The organism is Streptococcus equinus ATCC 9812, assembly GCF_000187265.1.
Classification (GTDB): Bacteria; Bacillota; Bacilli; order Lactobacillales; family Streptococcaceae; genus Streptococcus; species Streptococcus equinus.
On the sequence record NZ_GL698429.1, the window covers coordinates 1,020,936 to 1,043,261 of the forward strand.

24 protein-coding genes, 1 pseudogene and 1 riboswitch are annotated in these 22,326 nt (G+C 36.3%); of the genes and pseudogenes, 5 read left to right on the forward strand and 20 right to left on the reverse strand.

The window, feature by feature from the left end; translation table 11 throughout:
• From HMPREF0819_RS09065 to HMPREF0819_RS04910, 6 genes are all read right to left on the reverse strand, one after another.
• Positions 1 to 1,823: Cna B-type domain-containing protein (locus HMPREF0819_RS09065; protein ID WP_004232994.1), on the reverse strand; the 1,823-nt coding region annotated here is incomplete at its 3' end.
• Between the two features lie 250 nt (positions 1,824 to 2,073).
• Positions 2,074 to 2,283, reverse strand: a complete 210-nt coding sequence (locus tag HMPREF0819_RS04890; RefSeq protein WP_044023344.1) for a hypothetical protein — start codon at positions 2,281 to 2,283, stop codon at positions 2,074 to 2,076.
• 593 nt (positions 2,284 to 2,876) lie between these two features.
• Complete coding sequence (locus tag HMPREF0819_RS04895) at positions 2,877 to 3,533, reverse strand: phosphatase PAP2 family protein (RefSeq protein ID WP_004232996.1); 657 nt, start codon at positions 3,531 to 3,533, stop codon at positions 2,877 to 2,879.
• 132 nt (positions 3,534 to 3,665) lie between these two features.
• Complete coding sequence (locus tag HMPREF0819_RS04900) at positions 3,666 to 4,232, reverse strand: ECF transporter S component (protein ID WP_004232997.1); 567 nt, start codon at positions 4,230 to 4,232, stop codon at positions 3,666 to 3,668.
• A gap of 75 nt (positions 4,233 to 4,307) precedes the next feature.
• A riboswitch (FMN riboswitch) is annotated at positions 4,308 to 4,482 on the reverse strand.
• 117 nt (positions 4,483 to 4,599) lie between these two features.
• Positions 4,600 to 5,145, reverse strand: coding sequence for a tRNA (cytidine(34)-2'-O)-methyltransferase (locus tag HMPREF0819_RS04905; protein ID WP_044023345.1), 546 nt, complete (start codon positions 5,143 to 5,145; stop codon positions 4,600 to 4,602).
• Between the two features lie 292 nt (positions 5,146 to 5,437).
• Entirely contained in the window at positions 5,438 to 7,285 is a 1,848-nt protein-coding gene (locus HMPREF0819_RS04910; protein WP_004233002.1) for an APC family permease, read from the reverse strand.
• Positions 7,286 to 7,488: 203 nt separating this feature from the next.
• Between HMPREF0819_RS04910 and trkA the strand changes: the two genes are divergently transcribed.
• On the forward strand, positions 7,489 to 8,838 hold the full coding sequence (trkA, locus tag HMPREF0819_RS04915; protein ID WP_004233004.1) for a Trk system potassium transporter TrkA: 1,350 nt from the start codon (positions 7,489 to 7,491) through the stop codon (positions 8,836 to 8,838).
• Positions 8,839 to 8,841: 3 nt separating this feature from the next.
• On the forward strand, positions 8,842 to 10,281 hold the full coding sequence (locus HMPREF0819_RS04920; RefSeq protein WP_004233005.1) for a TrkH family potassium uptake protein: 1,440 nt from the start codon (positions 8,842 to 8,844) through the stop codon (positions 10,279 to 10,281).
• A gap of 20 nt (positions 10,282 to 10,301) precedes the next feature.
• Here the strand turns inward: HMPREF0819_RS04920 and yidD are convergent, their stop codons facing one another.
• From yidD to HMPREF0819_RS04990, 14 genes are all read right to left on the reverse strand, one after another.
• Positions 10,302 to 10,562 carry a membrane protein insertion efficiency factor YidD gene (yidD, locus tag HMPREF0819_RS04925; RefSeq protein WP_024343645.1) on the reverse strand — a complete coding sequence of 87 codons (261 nt, stop codon included), beginning with the start codon at positions 10,560 to 10,562 and terminating at the stop codon, positions 10,302 to 10,304.
• Positions 10,562 to 11,287: a pseudouridine synthase gene (locus HMPREF0819_RS04930; protein WP_004233008.1), complete on the reverse strand. Its 726-nt coding sequence runs from the start codon at positions 11,285 to 11,287 to the stop codon at positions 10,562 to 10,564. The genes yidD and HMPREF0819_RS04930 overlap by 1 nt, the downstream gene beginning before the upstream one ends.
• 29 nt (positions 11,288 to 11,316) lie before the next feature.
• Complete coding sequence (scpB, locus tag HMPREF0819_RS04935) at positions 11,317 to 11,913, reverse strand: SMC-Scp complex subunit ScpB (RefSeq protein WP_044023346.1); 597 nt, start codon at positions 11,911 to 11,913, stop codon at positions 11,317 to 11,319.
• Positions 11,914 to 11,961: 48 nt separating this feature from the next.
• Positions 11,962 to 12,666 (reverse strand): segregation/condensation protein A, encoded by a 705-nt coding sequence (locus HMPREF0819_RS04940; protein WP_004233011.1) that lies wholly within the window; start codon positions 12,664 to 12,666, stop codon positions 11,962 to 11,964.
• A complete protein-coding gene (gene xerD / locus HMPREF0819_RS04945) occupies positions 12,666 to 13,406 on the reverse strand; it encodes a site-specific tyrosine recombinase XerD (protein ID WP_004233012.1) in 741 nt (246 codons plus the stop codon). The genes HMPREF0819_RS04940 and xerD overlap by 1 nt, the downstream gene beginning before the upstream one ends.
• A complete protein-coding gene (cbpB, locus tag HMPREF0819_RS04950) occupies positions 13,399 to 13,866 on the reverse strand; it encodes a cyclic-di-AMP-binding protein CbpB (RefSeq protein ID WP_004233013.1) in 468 nt (155 codons plus the stop codon). Before cbpB ends, xerD begins: the two co-directional genes overlap by 8 nt.
• The gene (locus HMPREF0819_RS04955) at positions 13,863 to 14,384 is read right to left on the reverse strand and encodes a metallophosphoesterase (RefSeq protein ID WP_004233014.1); all 522 of its coding nucleotides are present in this window, start codon (positions 14,382 to 14,384) and stop codon (positions 13,863 to 13,865) included. Before HMPREF0819_RS04955 ends, cbpB begins: the two co-directional genes overlap by 4 nt.
• Entirely contained in the window at positions 14,366 to 15,382 is a 1,017-nt protein-coding gene (locus HMPREF0819_RS04960; RefSeq protein WP_004233015.1) for a nucleoside-triphosphate diphosphatase, read from the reverse strand. Before HMPREF0819_RS04960 ends, HMPREF0819_RS04955 begins: the two co-directional genes overlap by 19 nt.
• Before the next feature lie 17 nt (positions 15,383 to 15,399).
• Positions 15,400 to 16,209: a glutamate racemase gene (gene racE, locus HMPREF0819_RS04965; protein WP_004233016.1), complete on the reverse strand. Its 810-nt coding sequence runs from the start codon at positions 16,207 to 16,209 to the stop codon at positions 15,400 to 15,402.
• A 188-nt stretch (positions 16,210 to 16,397) separates the two neighbouring features.
• On the reverse strand, positions 16,398 to 16,640 hold the full coding sequence (locus tag HMPREF0819_RS04970; protein ID WP_044023347.1) for a YneF family protein: 243 nt from the start codon (positions 16,638 to 16,640) through the stop codon (positions 16,398 to 16,400).
• A 142-nt stretch (positions 16,641 to 16,782) separates the two neighbouring features.
• Positions 16,783 to 18,024: a diaminopimelate decarboxylase gene (locus HMPREF0819_RS04975; RefSeq protein ID WP_004233021.1), complete on the reverse strand. Its 1,242-nt coding sequence runs from the start codon at positions 18,022 to 18,024 to the stop codon at positions 16,783 to 16,785.
• Between the two features lie 117 nt (positions 18,025 to 18,141).
• Positions 18,142 to 18,834, reverse strand: a complete 693-nt coding sequence (locus HMPREF0819_RS04980; RefSeq protein ID WP_004233022.1) for a Bax inhibitor-1/YccA family protein — start codon at positions 18,832 to 18,834, stop codon at positions 18,142 to 18,144.
• Positions 18,835 to 18,862: 28 nt separating this feature from the next.
• Positions 18,863 to 19,366: an HD domain-containing protein gene (locus tag HMPREF0819_RS04985; protein WP_004233023.1), complete on the reverse strand. Its 504-nt coding sequence runs from the start codon at positions 19,364 to 19,366 to the stop codon at positions 18,863 to 18,865.
• 96 nt (positions 19,367 to 19,462) lie between these two features.
• The gene (locus HMPREF0819_RS04990; protein WP_004233024.1) at positions 19,463 to 20,203 is read right to left on the reverse strand and encodes a TrmH family RNA methyltransferase; all 741 of its coding nucleotides are present in this window, start codon (positions 20,201 to 20,203) and stop codon (positions 19,463 to 19,465) included.
• 42 nt (positions 20,204 to 20,245) lie between these two features.
• On the opposite strand from HMPREF0819_RS04990, the gene HMPREF0819_RS04995 reads away from it, so the two are divergent.
• The 3 genes and pseudogenes from HMPREF0819_RS04995 to HMPREF0819_RS09375 all read left to right on the forward strand — a co-directional run.
• On the forward strand, positions 20,246 to 20,524 hold the full coding sequence (locus HMPREF0819_RS04995; protein WP_004233026.1) for an acylphosphatase: 279 nt from the start codon (positions 20,246 to 20,248) through the stop codon (positions 20,522 to 20,524).
• 80 nt (positions 20,525 to 20,604) lie between these two features.
• Positions 20,605 to 21,522 (forward strand): membrane protein insertase YidC, encoded by a 918-nt coding sequence (yidC, locus tag HMPREF0819_RS05000; RefSeq protein WP_004233027.1) that lies wholly within the window; start codon positions 20,605 to 20,607, stop codon positions 21,520 to 21,522.
• Between the two features lie 76 nt (positions 21,523 to 21,598).
• Positions 21,599 to 22,326: pseudogene (locus HMPREF0819_RS09375) on the forward strand (IS3 family transposase); the annotation flags it as partial.

Sequence of the window (22,326 nt, forward strand, 5' to 3'; positions counted from 1 at the left end):
GGTGTATGTGTATTAGTAAAGTCATTACCTTTTTGCTCACTAGTATAATCATCAACAGGATTTTCTGTTACTGTATACGTAATTTCTTTACCTTTATCATCATATTTAGCTAGATTATCAAAGCTATATGCCCAGTTATCATTTGCTGTGACTTCTTTTGAATCTACTTTATTATCGTTAGCTAGAAGGTTAATCGTGATTTTATCTGGACGAACACCGTCTTGGTTGTTGTTGTCATTCCACGTCTTAGTTCCTGAGATAGATACTTTTTCATTGTTAGTATTGGTAATAACAAAGCCTTTATCCATATCACCACTAACAGCACTATCATAATTTGGTAAGCTTACTTCTTCGACGGTATAGTTAATCTTTTGACCATTTGCATTATATTCACGTAAGTTATCAAAAGTATGTGTCCAGTTACCAGCTACATCTAGGCTAGCTCTTTGAACTTCTGTACCGTCAGCTTTCAAAATTACTTCAACCGGTCCGCCTTCCTTACCAATCCATTTTTTATCTACCTTGATACTACGCTTAATTGGAGTATCTTTAACTGTCTGTAATGCTCCACCTGTTGGTGTTACTTCTAAAGTAAACGTATCCTCATTTAGCTCATATCCTGTTGGGGCTTTTACTTCCTTAACTTTATAAGTTCCTTGTTTTAGAACACCAGATGTTACAGTACCATCAGCTCCTGTAGTTAGATTGAATGTATTTCCGTCAGGAGTAGTGACTTCAAAGACTGCGTTAGCAAGTGGTGTCACATTGTCATCAGCATCTACTTTAGTAATCTTAATTTTACTCGCTAAATCACCAGAACCTGTTCCTCCTGATTCGGCACCAACGTAATTGCTCCAACATTCTTTGCTTTCATCAGTAGAAGTCAAAGTTATTTTATTAGTAAGTTTTGTACCAGGTATATAAGTGGAACTATAAACTAAATAATATCCATCAGTAATGTCACCTAATGTAAGGATAAAGGAATTACCATCTTCAGCAATTTTAAGTTTTCCTTGTTCTATTAATGTTTCACCACGAATTGTTTCTAGCACCTGACTAAACCGCCCATACTCATTATACTTACCCCTTTGAAGTATAAAACTATCTTTTAAGAAAGTCATTTCAGGATTTCCTAAAGTATCAGAAATGACAACTTGGTGAAGATTTTTTCCACTTGTATTAATTCGAGCACTCCAATCAGCTTTTTCAGGTTGAGTTATATTTCCCGAACTAAATTTTGCTAAAATCTCATCTCCAACCAAGGTTGGACCGGTAATCTTAATTTCAGTTGTGATCACTTGCCCATTAACAGTAATACTAAAGGAATTATCTTGCCCTATTTGCGTTTGTTCTTTATCAACTTTTGATGCCAGATACATTGTTCCTTTAACGTTATACTTATTTTCTACTGCATCTGTAAAAATAACGTGAATAGAACCACCAATATCTTTTAAACCTGGATTAACCGTGGCTTGTCCGATTACTACACCTTCTTGATTTTTTAACTCAAAGTTACGTGCGGAAGTATCGGAAGGAAACCACATATTACTAGGTAAAGTAACATCAAAATAGTCTCCTGCATGGATATCAACTCCAGCTGCACTTGCATCCCAATCCATTGCTAGATAAAAACTTTCTCCATAATTAATAGAAGCAGGCTTTTCATGCTTAATATTCTCAATTCTAAAATTAGTAATAGTAACATCTACTAACTTTACTTCTTCAGCAGAGACCAAGTCAGAACTAGTTCCAATCAATCCTATTATGGTAAAAAGTGTACAAAGTCCTATAAAAAATTTATAACGTGAAAGTATTTTTTTCATAATTTTTTCTCCCTATAAAACAAATTTATGTTTTTCAATTCTTAAATTATAAATGTTTTCTCTTGCATCTTCTTTTATCTACTAATTCCATTATGCATCATAATAGTAAGTACTGATATTTTTACTAAGAAAAATATCAAAAATTCCTAAAATTTATTATCAATTCCCATATAAATAGTAAAACATATTTTACCCCCCTCCATTTATTAATATAATTACCATCAGCATTAACAAATATTTCACTCCCCTCTTATACTAATATCATGACACTATAAATTAAAACTACAAAAAATAGTTTTTTTAGTATACTTAAAAAATTAAATACACTAAAAAAACTATCTTTCAATATATAATTGCACTCAAAAAACAAGAGATAGACTATCTGCTCTGCTCTGCTCTGCCCTGCTCTGCCCTGCCCTGCTCTACTCTGCTCTGCTCTACTCTGCTCTGCTCTACTCATGGTAACCCCCTTTTCCATTCTTGTCAGTATACTTCGTTATTATATCTAAAATATTTAGATATGTCCAATTTATTTAATAATAATTAAAATGATTATTAACAATCTCTTAAATTATATATATAATTATCAAGTATTTTGCTCAAAAAAAATATGAAAATAATTACAGATATTCAGCAGGTAGAAATACCAGCCCTGAAAAGTAATAAAACTGATTTTTGGCTGATTAAATCCTTATAAAATGATAATATTTTATATATTTGTACTTTGACTAAAACATAATAAAATCAATATTTTAAAACATCACCAATAGTCCCTAATATTAACATTATAACTTTCTCAAAACAGCAAAATTTCTTTAATATACAGTAAAATGCACTAGTAAAAAACTAATGCACTTTATTCTATACCTAATTGATTAAAAATATGTTGCTTGGTTAATTTTTGGTTAGTTTCTCTACTACAATTATAAAAAGTAGTTCAAAACGCTTTTAAATGAAGAATTTATATTTCTACGTTAACATATAACACTTTCTAGTTCTCAGACAAAATCTAGTCACCTTAAAAAGACGACCTCTTTGGTCGCCTTTTGATGATTAGTCTTGTTTTCCTTGAAAACGCCATTCAAAACGTTTTTGGTCGTAAATAGGGTAAACTACAGCAACGATAGCAACTGCTAACAACCAACCGCCCAAAATATCTGTTGGGTAGTGCACACCAAGATAAATACGTGAAATAGCTGTTGTAATGGCAATAACTAAAAGAAGAACTTGCAAACAACGTTTCACAAAAGTTTTGCTAAGATGTTGCTCAATAATAATAATCAAGCTAAGTGCTACAAGCATGCTTGACGCTGAGTGCCAACTTGGAAAAGATGGACCCATTGGCTTCTTAACCAAATACTCTAAAAGTGGTCTTGGGCGAGCATAAAGGTACTTGAAGATAGTTGAGAAAACACCCATCAAAAGCAAATTTCCTGATAAGAAAATAGCTTCCGTTTTCCAGTTTTTCCAGAAATAAAACACCGCAGCAATCACAAATGTATAAACAAAAACTAAAAATTCATGACCAAAATTCGTCATCAGCTTAAAGAAAGTTGTCAAGTGTTTAGGTAGTTCACCACGCACACTTGTCTGAATCGCTGAATCAATACCTGAAACAACATCGGGGTAAAATTTTACAACGTAGCCCAACATCATAAAAATCACAAGAATAGTTGAGGCAATTGTAAAATAAGTTTGTTTATGTTTCATGTTAATCCCTTTCAAAAAATTATCCTCACCTTATTATACCTTAGTTGAATTTTTTATCCCAGCTATATCCTTCAAAATCTGTGGCAATTCTGTGGCAGCAAAAAAAGCTAGGAAAATTCCTAACTTTTCTATCTATTCTTTTAAAATTGGTTTTAAGCAGTTCCACAAAATGAAGAAAGCAACTGAAAAAATAATGCCTTCAATCAAGTTAAATGGAACAACCATTGCAAATAAATAATTTCCCAAACCTAAAATAGTTGAAATGTCAAAATTAGCAAATTTTGCATAAAACGGCACAGCGTAAACATAGTTCAAAACTAACATTGCAAGCGTCAATCCGACTGTCCCGACAATTGAAGCCAAGACGTAATTTCTTAAACTTGGTTTACGTTTCCAGATAAAAGCAATCGCTAGTAGGAAAACACCTAAGGCTACCACATTCATCGGCATACCAATCAAAGTCGTTACGCCACCGTTATTTAGCATAAGTTTTAATAATGTACGCAAAATCAAAATACCAAGTGCGCTCTGCAAATCAATCATAATAAGCCCAATCAGAACTGGCAAAATTGAAAAATCAAATTGCAAGAAGCTAGCTGATGGAATCAATGGAAATTGCAAATACATCAGCAAAAATGAAAGCGTCGACAAGATTGCAATGTGAGCTATTTTGCGCGTATTAGTCATAGTTTCAGGCATAAAAAAGTTCCTCCAATTTTCTCAAATTGAAAGAAGGCGTTCGAGTATATGAGTTCACTAAAAGTAATCACAACTCTTGGTCTTCTCCCATCCAGACTATACTGTCGGTTCTGGAATCTCACCAGATCAACTGCAAAGCAGCTCGCGGACTTTTAAATTGCTCTCGTTCCCTTACCAAACTAAGCTGTTTGGTAAGAGAACGAGAGGCAACACCGCCGGTCGGGAATCTCACCCTGCCCTGAAGACATTCTTAGAATATCAAAAAAAGTTTAGCACTGCAACGATTTCATCTCAAAAAGCTTGATTTTATGCCAATTCTCCCTTTATTTTGATCTTTTATACGTCAAAAGCAGTCCTTTGGACTGCTTTATTTTAGTTTATCGTGTTCGTAAGTATGGCTTAGTTCCAAATTTGGGAATGCTTGCTGACGAAGCGCTTCGTAAACAATCATACAAACGGTATTTGATAAGTTTAAACTACGAACGTGTTCATCATTCATCGGAATGCGAAGGGCTTTTTCTGGATTTTCACGCATGAATGCTTCAGGTAGTCCTTTATCCTCACGTCCGAAAAGGAAATAATGGTATTTACCATCGTTGTAATTTTCATCTGAGTAAACTTTTTCTGCAAACTTACTAATCAAGTGAACTTGACCGTCACATTTTTCCATAAACTCTTCAATGCTATCATAAAACGTCACGTCAAGTTTATCCCAATAATCTAGACCTGCACGCTTCATTTTGCGGTCATCGATTGGAAATCCCATCGGACGAATAATGTGTAATGGTGTATTTGTCGCTGCACAGGTTCTAGCAATATTTCCTGTATTTTGTGGAATTTGTGGTTGAAAAAGAACAACATGATTGACAGCTTTTGTAGCTTCTTCTTGGTAATCGAGTTCTTCGATATTCATAACTCTTCCCTTTCCATTTTTTGACATAAAAATAAACCACACTGCCCGGAGTCAAGCTCAGCAAACAGCGTGGTTGGCGGCGACTCATTAACTTAAATCATAACAGGTTTGATTTAAACTAACGAATTCTTATTGATTATTATAACACTTTAACATGCAAAGTCAACGTATTTGACGTGAATTTGTTAGGTTTTTTAAGGCTTTTTTCAAGTTTTTTGAAACAATTTCTTTGTAAGCCTTTTCTTTTATAACATTCAAAAAAGCCCTGAAAATCAAGGCTTTAAAAATTCTATTATTTTTTCAAATGATAAGAGTAAGTTGCAATAATAATATCTTCGTTCCAACGTAGACGTGCGCGAAGGCGTAAGCTCATTTGATTGTGAAGAGCATTTTGCCAGCTGTGTTTAGGAATGAATTTTGGAATAATAACTGTCATAGTGTGATTATTTTTCTTAGCTTCATGATTCATCTTTTGCACGAACATCATAGTTGGTTTGACGATGTCACGATAGTTTGACTCGACGTTTACAAAAGTAACATCTGGGAAATAATGTTTGAACTCTCGCTCAACTTCCAAATCTTTCTCGCGTGTTTCTAGTGTTGAAACGTGCATGGCAACAACTGTTTGACCAATGCTCTTAGCGTAATTGATAGCACGAATACTTGCTTGAGTCAAATTACCAACCAAAATCAAAACCGTATTACCATCGTAATGAATATTTTTAACATCATCTGTCAAACGAAGCTGCATGGCAACGTTGTTATAATGATTTTTGATTGAGTGGAAAAGAAACATTAAAACAAGGATAATTGGGAAGAATGGCCAAATTTCACCGATTCTAAAGACTAACAAAATCAAAATAATAAGATAACAAATAATAGCTCCTAAAATGTTAGCAATAGAATGTTTGAGGTAACCTTGTCCAAATTGACGTTTCCAGTGAATAACCATCCCTGTCTGTGACAGCGCAAATGGAATAAACACACCAATCGTATAAAGCGGGATAAGACGTTCTGTTGACCCATTGAAAATGCAAAGCAAAGCAATGGCACCAACAGCTAAGGTGATAATACCATTTGAATAACCAAGTCGTGCTCCTTTTTCCATGAAAAGGTGTGGCATGTATTTATTTTTAGCCATGTTAAAGGACAACATTGGAAAGGCTGAAAAACCTGTATTGGCAGCAACTGCCAAGATTAAAGCTGTTGATAATTGGAAAATGTAGAAAAGTGTGTTTCCAATTGGTGAATTGCCAAAAATACGTTGTGCGATTTGAGCAAGAACTGTTACGTGTTCAGACGGCAAAATACCTAACCAGTAGTTCAAGAAAGTGATACCCGCAAACATTATTCCCAAAATAAGTGACATAATGGCAAGTGTACCAGCTGCATTCTTTTCTTTAGGTTTCTTGAAAAATGGCACCGCATTTGAAATAGCTTCAACCCCAGTCAATGACGCTGAACCACTTGTAAATGCTCGAAGGAGAAGAATCAATGAAACTCCTGGCACGACTTTACCAACATGTGCAGTCGCTGTGTAGGCTAGGTGCCCTGTCAAAATCTGAAAAGCACCGTAAGCAATCAAGAACAGGATACTTACAATGAACAGATAAACTGGAATCATCAAGGACTTAGCTGATTCACGCAAACCACGCAAATTCATAAACATCAAAATCAAAACCAGCACAATTGAAATCTCTAAATTAAAGTGTTTAATTGCTGGAAAAGCTGATGTAATAGCATCCGCACCAGATGATACTGAAACTGCTACCGTCAACATGTAATCAACCAACAAGCTACCACCGGCAATTAATCCCATACTTGGTGATAAATTTTCAGTAGAAACCATGTAGGCACCGCCACCTTTAGGGTAAGCGTGAATAACTTGTTGATAAGAAATTGTCAAACTTGCTAACAGTACCAAAACTAAAAGTCCGATAGGAAGTGACCACCAAATCGCTGCTGCTGAAATAGTTGTCAAAACCAGAATAACTTGCTCTGGACCGTAAGCAATTGAGGAAAGGGCATCGCTGGATAGCATAGCAAGAGCCTGAGATTTAGATAACAAATGATCCTCATTAGTCTCGCCAGCTGATTCCAGGGGATTTCCAATAAAAACATTTCGTAACTTTTCAAGCATTGAAATTTCTCCCTAAAATTAGATAACGACTCATTATAGTTCTCTCATTTGCATTTCGCAAGCATTTTCCTAATTTGTAACCTAATTTTAACAATCAATGTCAGCTTTGATATAATAGTCAAAATCCTTTATTATCAGTTGATACGGCTAGTATTTTTAAGAAAAATAGAGTAATATATATACGTTACATTTTGGAGGTTAAAATGAAAATAATTGTTGTCGGCGGAGGTAAGGTTGGTACCGCACTTTGTCGCTCACTTGTTGAAGAAAAACATGACGTTGTCTTAATCGAAGAAAAAGAAGCTGTTTTAAAAAATATTACTAAGCGCCATGATATTATGGGGATTGTCGGTAATGGAGCTAATTTCAAAATTCTTGAGCAAGCAGATGTTGCTAATTGTGATATCTTTATTGCACTGACTGACAAAGACGAAGTCAATATGATTTCAGCCGTTCTAGCTAAACAAATGGGGGCTAAAGAAACGGTCGTTCGTGTTCGTAACCCAGAATACTCTAACTCTTACTTCAAGGACAAAAATTTCCTTGGATTTTCTTTGGTTGTCAACCCAGAGTTGCTTACAGCGCGTTATATCGCCAACTCAGTTGATTTTCCAAATGCTCTTTCTGTCGAACACTTTGTCAATGGTCGCGTGATGCTGATGGAATTTATGATTTCTGACGGCAGTAAGCTTTGCCACATGAGTCTTAGCCAATTCCGTAAGAAATTTGGAAATCTTGTTATCTGTGCGATTGAACGCCGTGGCAAACTAATCATTCCTGATGGCGATGCCACTTTGCAAACAGGCGATAAAATCTTTGTCACAGGAAATCGAATCGATATGATTCTCTTCCACAATTCTATGAAACCAAAATACATCAAAAATATGATGATTATTGGTGCTGGACGTATCGCTTACTATCTGCTCAATATTCTTAAAAATACCAAAATTAATCTTAAGATTATTGAAAATAATCCAGAACAAGCAGAAATGTTCAGTCAAGAATTTCCTAATGTCCACGTAGTACAAGGAGATGGTACAGCTAAGAGTGTACTTTTGGAAGAATGTGTTGAAAACTTTGATGCAGTAGCTACTTTGACTGGTGTGGATGAAGAAAACATCATCACATCAATGTTCCTTGAAACGCTTGGTGTTCCAAAAAATATCACTAAAGTTAACCGCACAAGTTTGCTTGAAATTATCGACCCAAGTCAATTCTCAAGTATCATCACACCAAAAAGTATTGCCGTTGATAGCATGATGCACTTCATTCGTGGTCGTGTAAATGCCCAAGACTCAAACCTTGATGCCATGCACCACGTCGCAAATGGTCGTATCGAAACGCTGCAATTTGAAATTCGTGAAAATAACAAAATGGCAGGTAAGAGCTTATCTTCTCTTAAATTTAAAGAAAATATTCTTATCGCTGCCATCATCCGTAACGGTAGAACCATTTATCCAACTGGTGAGGATGTCTTTGAAGTCGGTGATAAGATTGTCGTTGTGACTTTCTTAAAAAACATCACGCGCATCTACGATTTGTTAGCGAGGTAAGTTATGAATAAAAGTATGGTTCGTTACCTCCTTTCAAAACTACTCTTGATTGAAGCATCGTTGATGTTGGTTCCTGTGATTGTCGCTTTTATCTACAAAGAAGATTTTCACGTCATTATCAGTCTCGGAGCAACAATCGGTATTCTTGTTATTTTAGGACTTCTTGGCGCTGCCTTCAAACCTAAAAATTATCATGTCTACACAAAAGAAGGTCTCTTAATTGTTGCACTCTGTTGGATACTCTGGTCATTCTTTGGTGCTTTGCCATTTGTTTTATCTGGACAAATTCCAAGTATCATCGACGCTTTCTTTGAAATGGTATCTGGATTTACTACAACTGGGGCAACGATTCTCCCTGATGTTGCTGTGCTTTCACACTCACTTCTTTTCTGGCGAAGTTTTGCCCACCTTATCGGTGGTATGGGAGTATTGGTCTTTGCGCTAGCCATCATGGAAAACAGTAAAAACAGTCACTTAGAAGTTATGCGAGCTGAAGTTCCTGGACCAGTTTTTGGTAAAGTGGTTTCAAAATTAAAAAAAACTGCTCAGATTCTCTATATTATCTATCTAAGCATGTTTGTCATTCTTGTGGTCATCTTGATGCTAGCTGGCATGCCTGCATTTGATAGTGTCATCACAGCAATGGGCTGTGCTGGTACAGGTGGTTTTGGTGTTTATAATGACTCAATTGCTCACTACAACAGCTCGCTCATTACAAACATCGTCTCAATTGCAGTTCTTCTGTTTGGGATTAACTTTAACTTGTACTACTTCTTGCTCCTTCGTAAATTTAAAGCATTCTTTAAAGATGAAGAATTAAGAACTTACATTGGAATTGTCATTGCCGCAACTGCCTTGATTTGGCTAAATGTCAGTGGACTTTATCCAAGTGCTGGAAAAGCATTTGAAAATACATTATTTGAAGTAGCAAACGTCATCACTACAACAGGATTTGGTGTGACAGACTTAACTGTCTGGCCACTATTTTCTCAAGTGATTCTGCTATTTCTCATGTTTATCGGGGGATCAGCAGGTTCAACCGCAGGTGGTATAAAGGTAATGCGTGCGCTTATCCTAGCAAAGATTTCAAAAAATCAAATTCTTTCAACGCTTTACCCAAATCGTATTATGACCATTCATATTAACGAACAACCACTTGATAAAGAAACTCAGCACGGGGTTCTTAAGTATCTAGCAATCTATGTTTTCTTACTTTTAGGATTGACTTTGTTGCTATCACTGGATAATAATAACTTCTTAGTTGCCATCAGTGCAGCTTCTTCTACCTTTAACAACATCGGACCAATGCTTGGAACTGGCGATACCTTTGCCATCTTCAGTCCATTTTCAAAAGTACTCATGTCATTTGCTATGATTGCTGGACGCTTGGAAATCTATCCAATGTTATTGCTATTCATTCCAAAAACTTGGTCAAAATATTAACATACAAAAAGAGGAAAGCTTTAGCTCTCCTCTTTTTTCTTACGAAAATCTTTATTGCGTCGAAGTGTAAAATAATCAGGCACCGGATCATCGCCACCTTCAACCAAAGGATGACAGCGTAAAATCCGTGCTATCCCCATGAGAACACCTTTTATACCGTGCTTTTCAATAGCCTCAATCATGTAATTTGAACACGTTGGATGATAACGACACGACGGTGGTGTCATTGGTGAAATACGTTTTTGATACCATCTTACAAGTGCAATAAGAATTTTCTTCATCATTTTTGTTTGTTCACAGCCAAGTTATGCAATTGGCTGATTTCTTTTTTACTTAGACGACGTGATTCACCTGGACGCAGTCCTGATAAGTCTAATGTTCCGAAGTTTGTACGTGACAATTTGTCAACCAAAAGTCCAACTGACTCAAACATTTTCTTAACTTGGTGATTGCGTCCTTCATGGATAGTTAACTCAACAACTGAACGATTCTTTTCAGGGTCAACTTTGATAATGTTGTAACGTGCAGGTTTTGTCTTCTTGCCATCAATTACAACACCACGTGTTAATGGACGAAGATTTTCTTTTGTCGCAATTCCTTTAACACGAGCTAGATAGACTTTGTCGATTTCATTACGTGGATGAATCATTTCATCTGTGAAATCACCGTCGTTTGTCAAAATCAAAAGTCCTGTTGTATCCCAGTCCAAACGTCCTACAGGGTAAATACGTTCAGTAACATTTGGTAGTAAGTCAACAACTGTCTTACGTCCTTTATCATCTGACACACTTGAAATCACCCCACGAGGTTTATTAAGAAGGTAATAAACTTTTTCTTCGTTATAAATCGGTGTTCCCTCAACTTCAACAATATCACCAGATTTAACAGTTGTAGCAAGTTCTGTAACTACTTTACCATTGATAGAGACTAAACCTTTTTTAATCAACTCTTCTGCTTTTCGGCGACTGGCAATCCCTGCGTGGGCAATGTATTTATTAATTCTCATTTTCTTTCCTTTAACTGCTTTTTGCTATTTTACACCATTTCATCATTTTTAGCGAGTTCTGCTGCTTCTTCAGAAAAATCAGCTTGATCAAAAAGTGTCATTTCTTCATCAACCAATTCAATATTTGAAACATCAATAAGCTCACTCAAATCATTAATTCCCATGAAATCAAGGAAATAATCTGTTGTAGCATAAAGATTTGGTCGACCAATAACCTCTTTTTTACCAGCTTCACGAATCAATCCCAAAGCCATCAACTTACTGATAGCACTACTTGAATTAACCCCACGGATATCATCAACTTCAATACGCGTGATAGGTTGTTTGTAAGCAATGATTGATAACACTTCTAAACTCGCACGTGACAAGCTTTGATTGACAGGAGCCTTGGCAAAATCGCGCAACAAATCCGCAAAAATCTCTTTGGTCACAATTTTGTAGCAACCCGCTGTCTCAATTAGACAAAGACTTGATGTTTCATCTGATTCGTATTTTTTAGCTAGCTTTTCTAATTGTTGCTGGAGTGCTGTCGGCGTTAAATTAACCATACGAGCCAAATGTCTTAAGCTCAAGCCTTCCTCACCTGCAACAAAAAGAAGTGCTTCAATCTGAGCTAAATAGTTCATATAAGTTCCTTTCCTAAATGTCATTAGCTAAGCGCTGCAAGTGATTCTCTAGCTAACACTTCGCAAAACAATATCCCCAAAATTCTCTACTTGTTCAACCTCAACTTCATGTACCTTAATCAATTCCAAAGTTGCTAAGAACATGGTAATCATCTCTGGAAGTGATTGACATTCTTTAAATACACGGTTCAAAACAAGCTTTTTAGACTGAGATAGACGCTCTGTAATGACCGTCATCATATCTTCAATGCGATAATCATCACGTTCAACAACCGTATGACTATTTTTTAGTTCTCTTTGTTTTTCAGCCATGACGTGTGAAAACGATAAGAACAAGTCCATGATTGTTTTATCATGAACAAGCACCGCATCTTCAAAGATTAATTCTTGTTTTGGTTTTGAATAAAACTTAGCACGCTCATCGTGTTGAGCTGACATTTCTTCACTAATTGCCTTAAATCGACGATATTCTTCGATTTGAGTCAATAATTCTTGTTCAGGGTCATTTTCTTCAGGTTCTGCTTCAACAATCTTTGGCAACAACTTACGACTTTTTATCAACATGAGCTGACTTGCCATAACCATATATTCACCAGCTACTTCAAGTTTTATAGCTTGCAAAGTTGAAATATAAGCCAAATACTGCTCAATAACTTCCACAATCGGAACATCATAAATATCCATTTGATATTTAGAAACCAAGTGTAAAAGCAGATCCAGAGGCCCTTCAAAATCTTTTAATTTAATATCCATTAGTTATAAAATTTCTCTAAAGTCACTGGACTTTTAAGTCCTAAATTGCGACTAACTTCTAATAATGATTTTCCTGCTGCCTTTTGATGTAAGACATATTGGTGACGCATATCCTGCGCAGACAATTTTTCCAGACCTAATGAAGCCAAAAATGCTTTTAGCTGATTGAAAAACCACTGTCTTGAATAAGGTTTACCCTGCTTATCAAAAAGATAAATCTGATTTTCTGAAATCATAGCAGTAATGTACTCTAACAAGTTCTTAGGAATTTCAAGTACTCTGACCAAACCAGCCTTTTGCACACGTAAAACTGCAAATATCATATCAACATCTGCAACCTTTAACTGTTGAATATCATTTGACGATAGACCAAGTTCAATCATCAAAAGAGCAATTAACTGCCCTGTTATATAAGGACTTTCTTGATAAAAAACAGAGTAGTCAAGCAAGTCTTCCTCAACAGGTTTTACAGACAATTTCTCTTTATTGCGTAATTTGTAAAAATGATCCAAACGTTCAGTCTCGTACAAATAATATAAAAACTGATTTACCGCTGAAATTTTTCGTTTCTTAGCAGAGGTTTTTAAGACCTCCAGCGATTGTTCATAAAGCGCTAGCTTTTCCTTGCTAACCTTGCCATCAACTGTTTCAACAAATTGCTGCAAATCATAAAAATAAGCATTTTTGGAATTCTCAGAAAGGGACTTACTATCAATAAATTCTTGGATAAAATCAATCATCTTTTGGAGTAATCGTATAAAAATCAGTGAAATCGTGTAAAAGACTATTAACAGCTTTTAAAATCGATTTTCGAGTAATAATGCCTAAGAAATGACTATCTTTATCTAAAACTGGTAAAAATGGGTAATCAACCAAAAGATGCATAACATCTGTGAGACTTGAAGTGTCACTAATTGTTGCCAATTTAGTATTGACCATTTTACCAATATCAGTTTGTGCCAATTCCCAATCTGTTAATTGATTCTCAGATTGATAAGACATGATATCAGCGATGCTAATAGTTCCCACGTACTTTTTATCTTTAGTGATAACAGGTACACGTGAGTAACCGTTGTTAACTAGCAACAACATCGCATGATTTGGACTATGCGTATCAATAAAAATCGCTAACTCTTCTGCTGGAATCAAAAAATTATCCAAATGGCTGAGAAGAAAAGCTTCAAATTCTTTTGCTATCATCTATCAAATTCCTTTGAGAGTGCTGGGTAGAGTTTATGAGCTCGCGTATAAAAGTCAACCTTGATACTGTCATCTGTGATAGTCACTTTAGCATAAAGTTTTTCATTTACTTCGCCACGTGGTTGAAGAACACTACCAGGATTAATAAAAACAGTTTTACCATTTCGCCAAGCTGCTGCTCGGTGTAAGTGACCATAAAGACAGATATCTGCATCCTGTTCCTGAGCAAATAAATCTAATCTATCCCATGTAAAATTAATATTATAAATATGTCCGTGTGTTTGAGCAATGACAACATCATCAAGATAAGTTGTCAATCGATCAGGATACCCACTATCATAATCACAATTGCCACGCACAACTTTGATACCATCCCAAATCGGATCTGAACTAGGTAACTCAGAATCACCATTGTGAAAAATAGCATCAACGTCACCTTGATAACGTTGCTTGATATCATTAATAATCTCACGATCTCCGTGAGAATCACTCATTACAATTATTGTTCTGCTTTCCATACTGGGAATGCCTCCATTAATTTCTTAACAGCCAACCCGCGATGTGAGATTTCATTTTTTTCATCTGCTGTCAATTCAGCAGCGTGACGACCTGTTTCACCAACTAAAAATAGTGGGTCATAACCAAAACCATTGTCACCTTTTGCTTCCATAGCAATGTAACCTGGCCAGTCAGCTTCGACAACCAAACTTTCTTTATCTGGCGCAGCCACTACAAGAGTTGTGTGGAATTGAGCTGAACGATCTTTCATATCAAATACCATTGCCAACTCATGAAGTAACTTAGCATTGTTTGATTCGTCTGTTGCATCTGGGCCTGAAAAACGTGCAGACCAAACACCTGGAAGTCCACCAAGAACATCAACTTTCAAGCCAGAATCATCAGCTAAAACCATTTTACCTGTTAATTTTGAAATAGTTTCAGCTTTCAAACGAGCATTTTCTTCAAATGTCATGCCAGTTTCTTCAACTTCTGGCAATTCTGGGTGATTATTCAAATTTTCAACTTTAATACCAAGTTGGTCAAACATTTTGCGGAATTCTTTTGTTTTGCCCTCGTTGCGTGTAGCAATTAAAATCGTATCACCAAAGGCATTGTCAGATGATTTTCCGAAAAATGCTATCGCATTAACACCGTCTTCTGGCAAGTGTACAAAAAGCAACTGCTCACCTTCAGTAACCACAACTGCGCCTGCACGTTGTTGCACTTCAAGTTTATGGTCAGTCTCTTCGTTGATCATGCCAACAACAAAACGAATTAACTGAAAATCAGACGATTTTTTAACAACCGTAACATTGTAGCCGTTAAAATCATCTTTGTGACAGTCACCATGGCAATTGCCACAGCATTTTTTAGCAACCAATTTTGCAACTTTTTGACTCAATTCAAAAAGCGCATCATCACTAACATTTCCAAGTCCTGAAATGGCATTGAAGCCACCCCACTCGCCAAGGAACCAATTTTCTTTATCTTTATACTCGTAAATTTTACCAGTCATTTATTACCATCTCATTTCTATTTGCTCAAGTTTTCCAAATCAACATGTTGCACATCAATGTCAGTTTTTAGCCAATTAACAGCAATTTTTTTAAAACTTTGACTGCTTGCTGTGGTGTAAAAATGATGATTTGTCACATCTTCTGTACGATTGTGATTAATTTCAAAGTAATTTAACAACACTGATACATCGCGAATACATTCAGCACCACTATCGATTAATTTGACATCTGGTCCCATCACATTTTGAATGATTGGTCGAAGCAATGGATAGTGCGTACAACCAAGTACCAATGTATCGACTTTACCAACAAGCGGTGCTAAACTTTCGTAAACAACTTTTTTTGCAACACTCGAAGTCATTTCATTTGATTCAACAATTGGAACGAACTTAGGACAAGCTAGCCCACTAACTTCCATTTTCGGTGACAAAGATTTAATCTTTTCAGGATAAACTTCTGAATTGATTGTCATTGGTGTTCCAATGACACCAATCTTGCCATTACGTGTTGATTTTATGGCAGCACTAGAACCTGGTAAAATTACACCGAGAACTGGAATATCAAGCTTTTCTTTGACTTCTTTCCAAGCAACTGCTGTCGCTGTATTACAAGCGAAGACAATCATCTTAACATTTTTTGTCAACAAGAAATTAACAAGTTCCCAAGTGTATTCTCTGATTTGTTCAGCAGGTCTAGGACCATACGGAGCTCGTGCAGAGTCTCCAATATATACAATTTCTTCGTGTGGTAGCTGACGCATCAATTCATGTACAACTGTCAACCCACCAACTCCAGAATCTAAAAAACCAATCGGTCTATTATCCAAATTTTATATCTTCTTTCTAAACAAGGACTTATAACAAACAAAAACTCAGTTGGTGAGCCAACTGAGTCATTCATTTCTGAGCTCTGTGCTCGAAAAAATAGTTAAAGACTGACTTTTTTCTAACTTCAAAAAATCTTACCATATAAAAGTCACAAGCCTTTAGCGCTTTTCAAACCAAAGCAAAAATATTATTTTTTAGCTTTTGCTGCAGCTGCTTTAGATTGTTTGATGATGTTACGGTAAGTTTGTTGAATTTTAGCTTCACTAGGCTTTTGACCCATTTGGCTCATCATTTCACGGATCGCATCAGGGGTCAAACGTGGGTGTTCACCGATTTCCTTTTCAAACTGTTTACGCGCAATAAAAACGCCACCAACAAGGCCACCAAATAAAGCAACCAAAACTAACAAAATCCAAAGAACTGTTGTCATGAATATATCTCCTAAGTTTTTTACACCATTCATTATAGCAGAAATGGTAAGAGTTTACAAATTCTTGAAAGCTTTTTCCAAAATATAAAAAGCAGATAGCTTAGGTCTATAGAAAACACCTAGCCAACCATTTTTTCAATTGTTAATCAAAATCAAACCCTTTAATGGTTGCAAAATAATCCTCTGGTGTCTCTGCACGACGAATTAATCTTGCACTGCCATCTTCTTGGTAAAGAATCTCAGCTGAACGAAGACGACCATTGTACTGATAGCCCATTGAAAAACCGTGAGCACCTGTATCATGAATGACAAGCATATCACCCACACGCGCCTGTGGCAGTTCACGCTGCTTAGCAAATTTATCATTATTTTCACAAAGGGAACCCACCACATCGACCACCTCAAGTTTTCCATTTGGATTAGTCATGTTAGTAATGTGATGATAAGCGTCATACATCGCTGGACGCATCAAATTCACTGCTGATGCATCTACTCCAATATAAGTGCGATAAGTTTCTTTACGGTGACGAACTTTTGTCACCAGAAGACCATGCGGAGCCAACATAAAGCGACCAAGTTCGGTAAAGATTTTGACATTTCCTAAACCAGCTGGTACCAGAACCTCATCAAAAACACGATGAACACCTTCGCCAATCACAGCAATATCATTTGCTTTTTGCTCAGGACGATAGTTCACCCCAACACCACCAGAAAGGTTAATGAAGCTAACTGACACACCCGTTTTCTCTTTGACTTCAACAGCTAATTCAAATAACTGACGAGCAAGTTCAGGATAATAATCATTTGTTACGGTATTTGACGCAAGAAATGAATGGATTCCAAAGTATTTCACACCTTCTGCTTTCAAATCTTTAAATCCTTGAATCAATTGAGCCTTTGTCATCCCAAATTTTGACTCTTCAGGATTATCCATAATATCAGTTCCAAGCGAGAAAACACCACCTGGATTATAACGAAGAGAAACGGTCTCAGGAAGACCCGCAACCTCTTTTAAGAAAGCAATGTGCTCATAAGCATCAAGATTAATCGTCGCACCGATTTCTTTTGCATACTGGAACTCACGCGCAGGCGTATCGTTTGATGAAAACATGATATCAGTAAAACCAAGTTTGTGACTCATCAACAGCTCTACTTCTGTCGCACAATCCACACCACAGTTTTCCTCTTGAAGAATCTTCAAAATTGCAGGAGTCGGCGTAGCCTTAACAGCAAAGTATTCCTTGAACCCCTTGTTCCAAGAAAACGCCTTATTTAAGGCGCGAGCTTTTTCACGAATACCTTTTTCATCATAAAGATGAAAAGGCGTTGGAAATTTAGTCGTAATTTTTTCGAGCTCTTTGGCTGAAATAAATGGTGTCTTCATAGCTAACTCCTTGAATTTTCAAAATATTAGGATTATTATAACACAAAGATAATATTTCACCAATATGCTTTTGCAAAAAGTACAAAAAACTAGCATAGCAATCGCTACGCTAGTCTTTTAGTCATCACTTCCAAATAAACGAAGTAAATTCAAGAATAAGTTGATAAAGTCAAGGTATAAACTCAAAGCCATTGAGATTGCCCAGCCATCACCAACATTTCCACCTGTATGTTGATAAACATGCTTAATCATCTGGTTATCATAAGCAATCAAACCAGAAAAGATTAAAACAGATATAATGCTAATCACAAAGCTCATCATGCCTGAACCAATAAACATGTTAACAAAACTTGCAATAATAATACCAATCAAAGCAGCTATAGCTGCTTTTGCAAAACCAGACAAGTCTTTTTTAATAACAAACCCAAGCACTGACATGACTCCAAAAACTAGAGCTGATGAAACAAAAGCTTGTAAAACTGTCGTTTGTGTATATGCCACAATGACAAAACTAAGCGTAAAGCCATTCAGAGCAGAGTAAAATAAAAACAAAGGCAAAGCTGATAGCGTGTTTTTACGAGCTGCATTGCTAGCTAAGAAAACCAAAGCAAGCTCTAAGAAAATAGCTCCATAATAAACAAATGGTTGATTAGTAATGATGTTAATCATGTTGTCAGTAAATACATAAAGCATCAAAAATGATACAAAGGCTGACAAGCCAATTCCCATACCAACTAAACCATAGATTTTTGCAAAAAATCGATTAAGACCACTATCAGTCTGCGTATAAATCACATCATTTTGATTCACAAAAAAATCCTCCTACATAACAATTCTATTAACGATGGTTACTTGGTAAAACCTTACGACTATAACGTCTTTTCTTACCAAAACGTTGACGAAGTGGTGTCATGGCTTCTTTAATAGCCCAATATTTATCCACCATCGTCACAATGTAACCTTCTTTATAACGTGGAGGTGCAATCGTTGCTCCCCACATATGCTTTAAAATAATGTCTTCTTCTCGTTTATTCAAGTTTGTTAATTTTCTAGCATTACGAACGGCAATTCTTGGATGAACCCAAGCATGTCCCTTTTTAAACTTGGTTTCACGCCAATCGTAATAGAAAAAATCGTGCAAAAGACCACCACGCGCTGTAGACTTTTCATCCCAGCCCAATTTTTTGGCAATCTTATAACTCGTATAAGCAACGTTAATCGAATGCTCCATACGGGTCGAGTAGTGATGCTGCGTTATATTATCTAACTTTTGAAAACGGGGGTGTTCAATCAAATGACCAACAAGTTCCATAAACTCTTTGTCTTTTTTATATGCTCCCATATACAGATTACCTTCTTTCGCCCTAATTATAGCATAAGAGCTTAAATTAGACTGAAAAATTGAACTGGAAAATATCAAAAAAGAAAGCGCTAAACATTAAATTAAACTGAACAAAACAATTCCTGTTGCAACAGCAACATTAAGGCTCTCAGCCTGCCCTGGCATAATAATGTGGGCAAGAACATCCGCTTGATTTGTCATTTTATTAGAAATGCCATTTCCTTCATTTCCCATAACGAGTGCAAAATTGCCATCATGTTTTACAGTTTTATAATCAACAGAGTCTTTTGAAAGAGTCGTTGCAATAATCGGCACACCAAGGTTTTGCAAAGTTTCACAAGCTTCATAGACATTTGTTCGCCAAACTGGCAAATGGAAATGACTACCTTGCATAGAGCGAAGTGTTTTTTGATTATAAATATCAGCTGACTTATCTGAAATCAAGACACCATCCAAGCCCGCCGCATCGGCTGTACGAATCATCGTTCCAACATTCCCAGGATCTTGAACATCTTCTAAAACCAAGTAACGTCCAGCTTTTAAATTTGCTAACGGCAAAATCGGCATCGCTACTTCAGCGATAATACCTTGAGGCGTTTTAGAATCTGTTAGCTCTTTTAAAACTTCTGGTGTCACAAAAGTCACATTTGACATGTGTTCAACACGGTCAGCAAAGTCTTCGAGAACAAAAATATTCAAAAATTCTGCGTTAGCTTTTTCAGCTTCTTCAAAAAGATGCCAGCCTTCAATCAAATATGATTGCTCGCGATACTTTTTTTTCAACAATTTTTTAGTCTTTTTAATGAGATTATTTGATTTTGAGGTTATAATAGTCATAAGAAGATTATAGCACATAACACATAATAGGAGGAAATTGAGATGAAAAAAGTTCGTCTAATTGTCTCAGGCCGTGTTCAAGGCGTCGGTTTTCGGTACTCAACTTACGCACTCGCCCTTGAATTAGGGGATATATACGGTCGTGTTTGGAATAATGATGATGGCACCGTTGAAATCCTCGCCCAATCTGATGACTCTGCTAAATTAGCTAAATTTATCCAAGAAATCCGAAAAGGTCCTTCAAAATGGGCAAAAGTAACATATGTCGACGTCAATATGGCAAACTTCGAAGATTATAAAGACTTCAGAATGGCCAATTAAAAATAAGACTGTAGACGTATTGAGAAAATACTGAAAAAACAGTAAAATAATAGGGTATTATAATAAAAGGAAAAAATCAATTGAAAAAGAAATTAAATCGCGTCCTCTTGTCAGGACTTAGCTTATCTTTATTGCTCTTACTAAGTGGTTGTGTTAGCCGAGATTCAAGCGGTAACCCAACAGGTACTATCTGGCATGTGCTTGGGGAACCAATGGCAAAACTCATCCAATACTTTGCTAACAACGTTGACCTTGGTTTTGGTCTAGCAATCATCTTGGTAACAATCATTGTTCGTTGTATTATTCTTCCGCTTGGTCTTTACCAATCTTGGAAAGCAAGCTACCAATCAGAAAAGATGGCTTACCTTAAACCAATCTTTGCACCAATCAACGAACGCATGCGCAATGCAAAAACTCAAGAAGAAAAATTAGCTGCTCAAACAGAATTGATGGCAGCCCAAAAAGAAAATGGCATTAATATGCTTGGTGGCATGGGATGTCTTCCACTTCTTGTTCAAATGCCATTCTTCTCAGCTATGTACTTCGCAGCTCAATACACAAACGGTGTTGCTGAAAGCACATTCTTAGGTATTGACCTTGGAACTCGTAGCATGCTACTTACAGCTGTTATCGCAATCCTTTACTTCTTCCAATCATGGTTGTCAATGCAAGCTGTTGCTGAAGAACAACGTGCTGCTATGAAAGGCACAATGTATGTCATGCCACTTATGATGGTCTTCTTCGGTATGAGCATGCCAGCTAGTGTTCTTCTTTACTGGCTAGTCGGTGGTTTCTTCTCAATCATTCAACAATTGATTACAATGTTTATCATCAAACCAAAACTTCGTAAACAAATCGCTGAGGAGTTTGAAAAGAACCCTCCAAAAACTTACAAATCATCACAACGTAAAGACGTTACACCAGCTGCAAATACTGCTAAACTTAACAAACCTAAGAAGAGTAACCGCAACGCAGGAAAACAACGTCATCGTAAATAATTAATAAAAAACCTCCAGAAAATGAACTGCACCCCAAAAGTTAGACAAAAAATCTAACGATTGGGGTGCTTTTTGTATGAAATTAACTTATGAAGATAAACTAGAAATCTATCAACTCAGAAAACAAGGTATGTCTTGGCCTCAGCTGGGTCAAACCTATGATGTCAATCCTAGAAATCTACGTTGCATGGTTAAGCTTATGGACCGATATGGCGTAGAGATTGTTAAAAAAAGCAAAAATAGGTACTATTCCCCTGAACCAAAGCAAGAAATTATCAATCAAGACCTTTTTGAAGGTCACTCTCAAATATCAGTCTCTCTTGAATATGCTCTTCCTAACATAGGAACACTTTCCAATTGGCTAGCGCAATACAAGAAAAATGGGTACACTATTGTTGAGAAAACAAGAGGGAGACCAAGTAAGATGGAACGTCAGCCGAAAAAGACTTCAAGCGATGTTACTAGAGATTCTATCCTTACCTCGTTTGAGTTATTATTACCACATCAAACAACTTAAACAAGTAGATAAAAACAAGGTTCTTAAAGCTAAAATCAGGATGATTTATGATGAGCACAAAGGAAACTATGGCTATCGTCGCATCACTTTGGAACTAAGAAACTAAGGTTTTTTGGTCCACCACAAAAAAGTACAACGCTTAATGAAACGCATGAATTTGGCTGGACGTATTCGTCGTAAACGTAAGTATTCATCTTACAAGGGTGAGATTGGCAAGAAAGCTGATAATCTCATCCAGCGTCAATTTGAAGCTTCAAAGCCTTACGAAAAATGTTATACTGACGTCA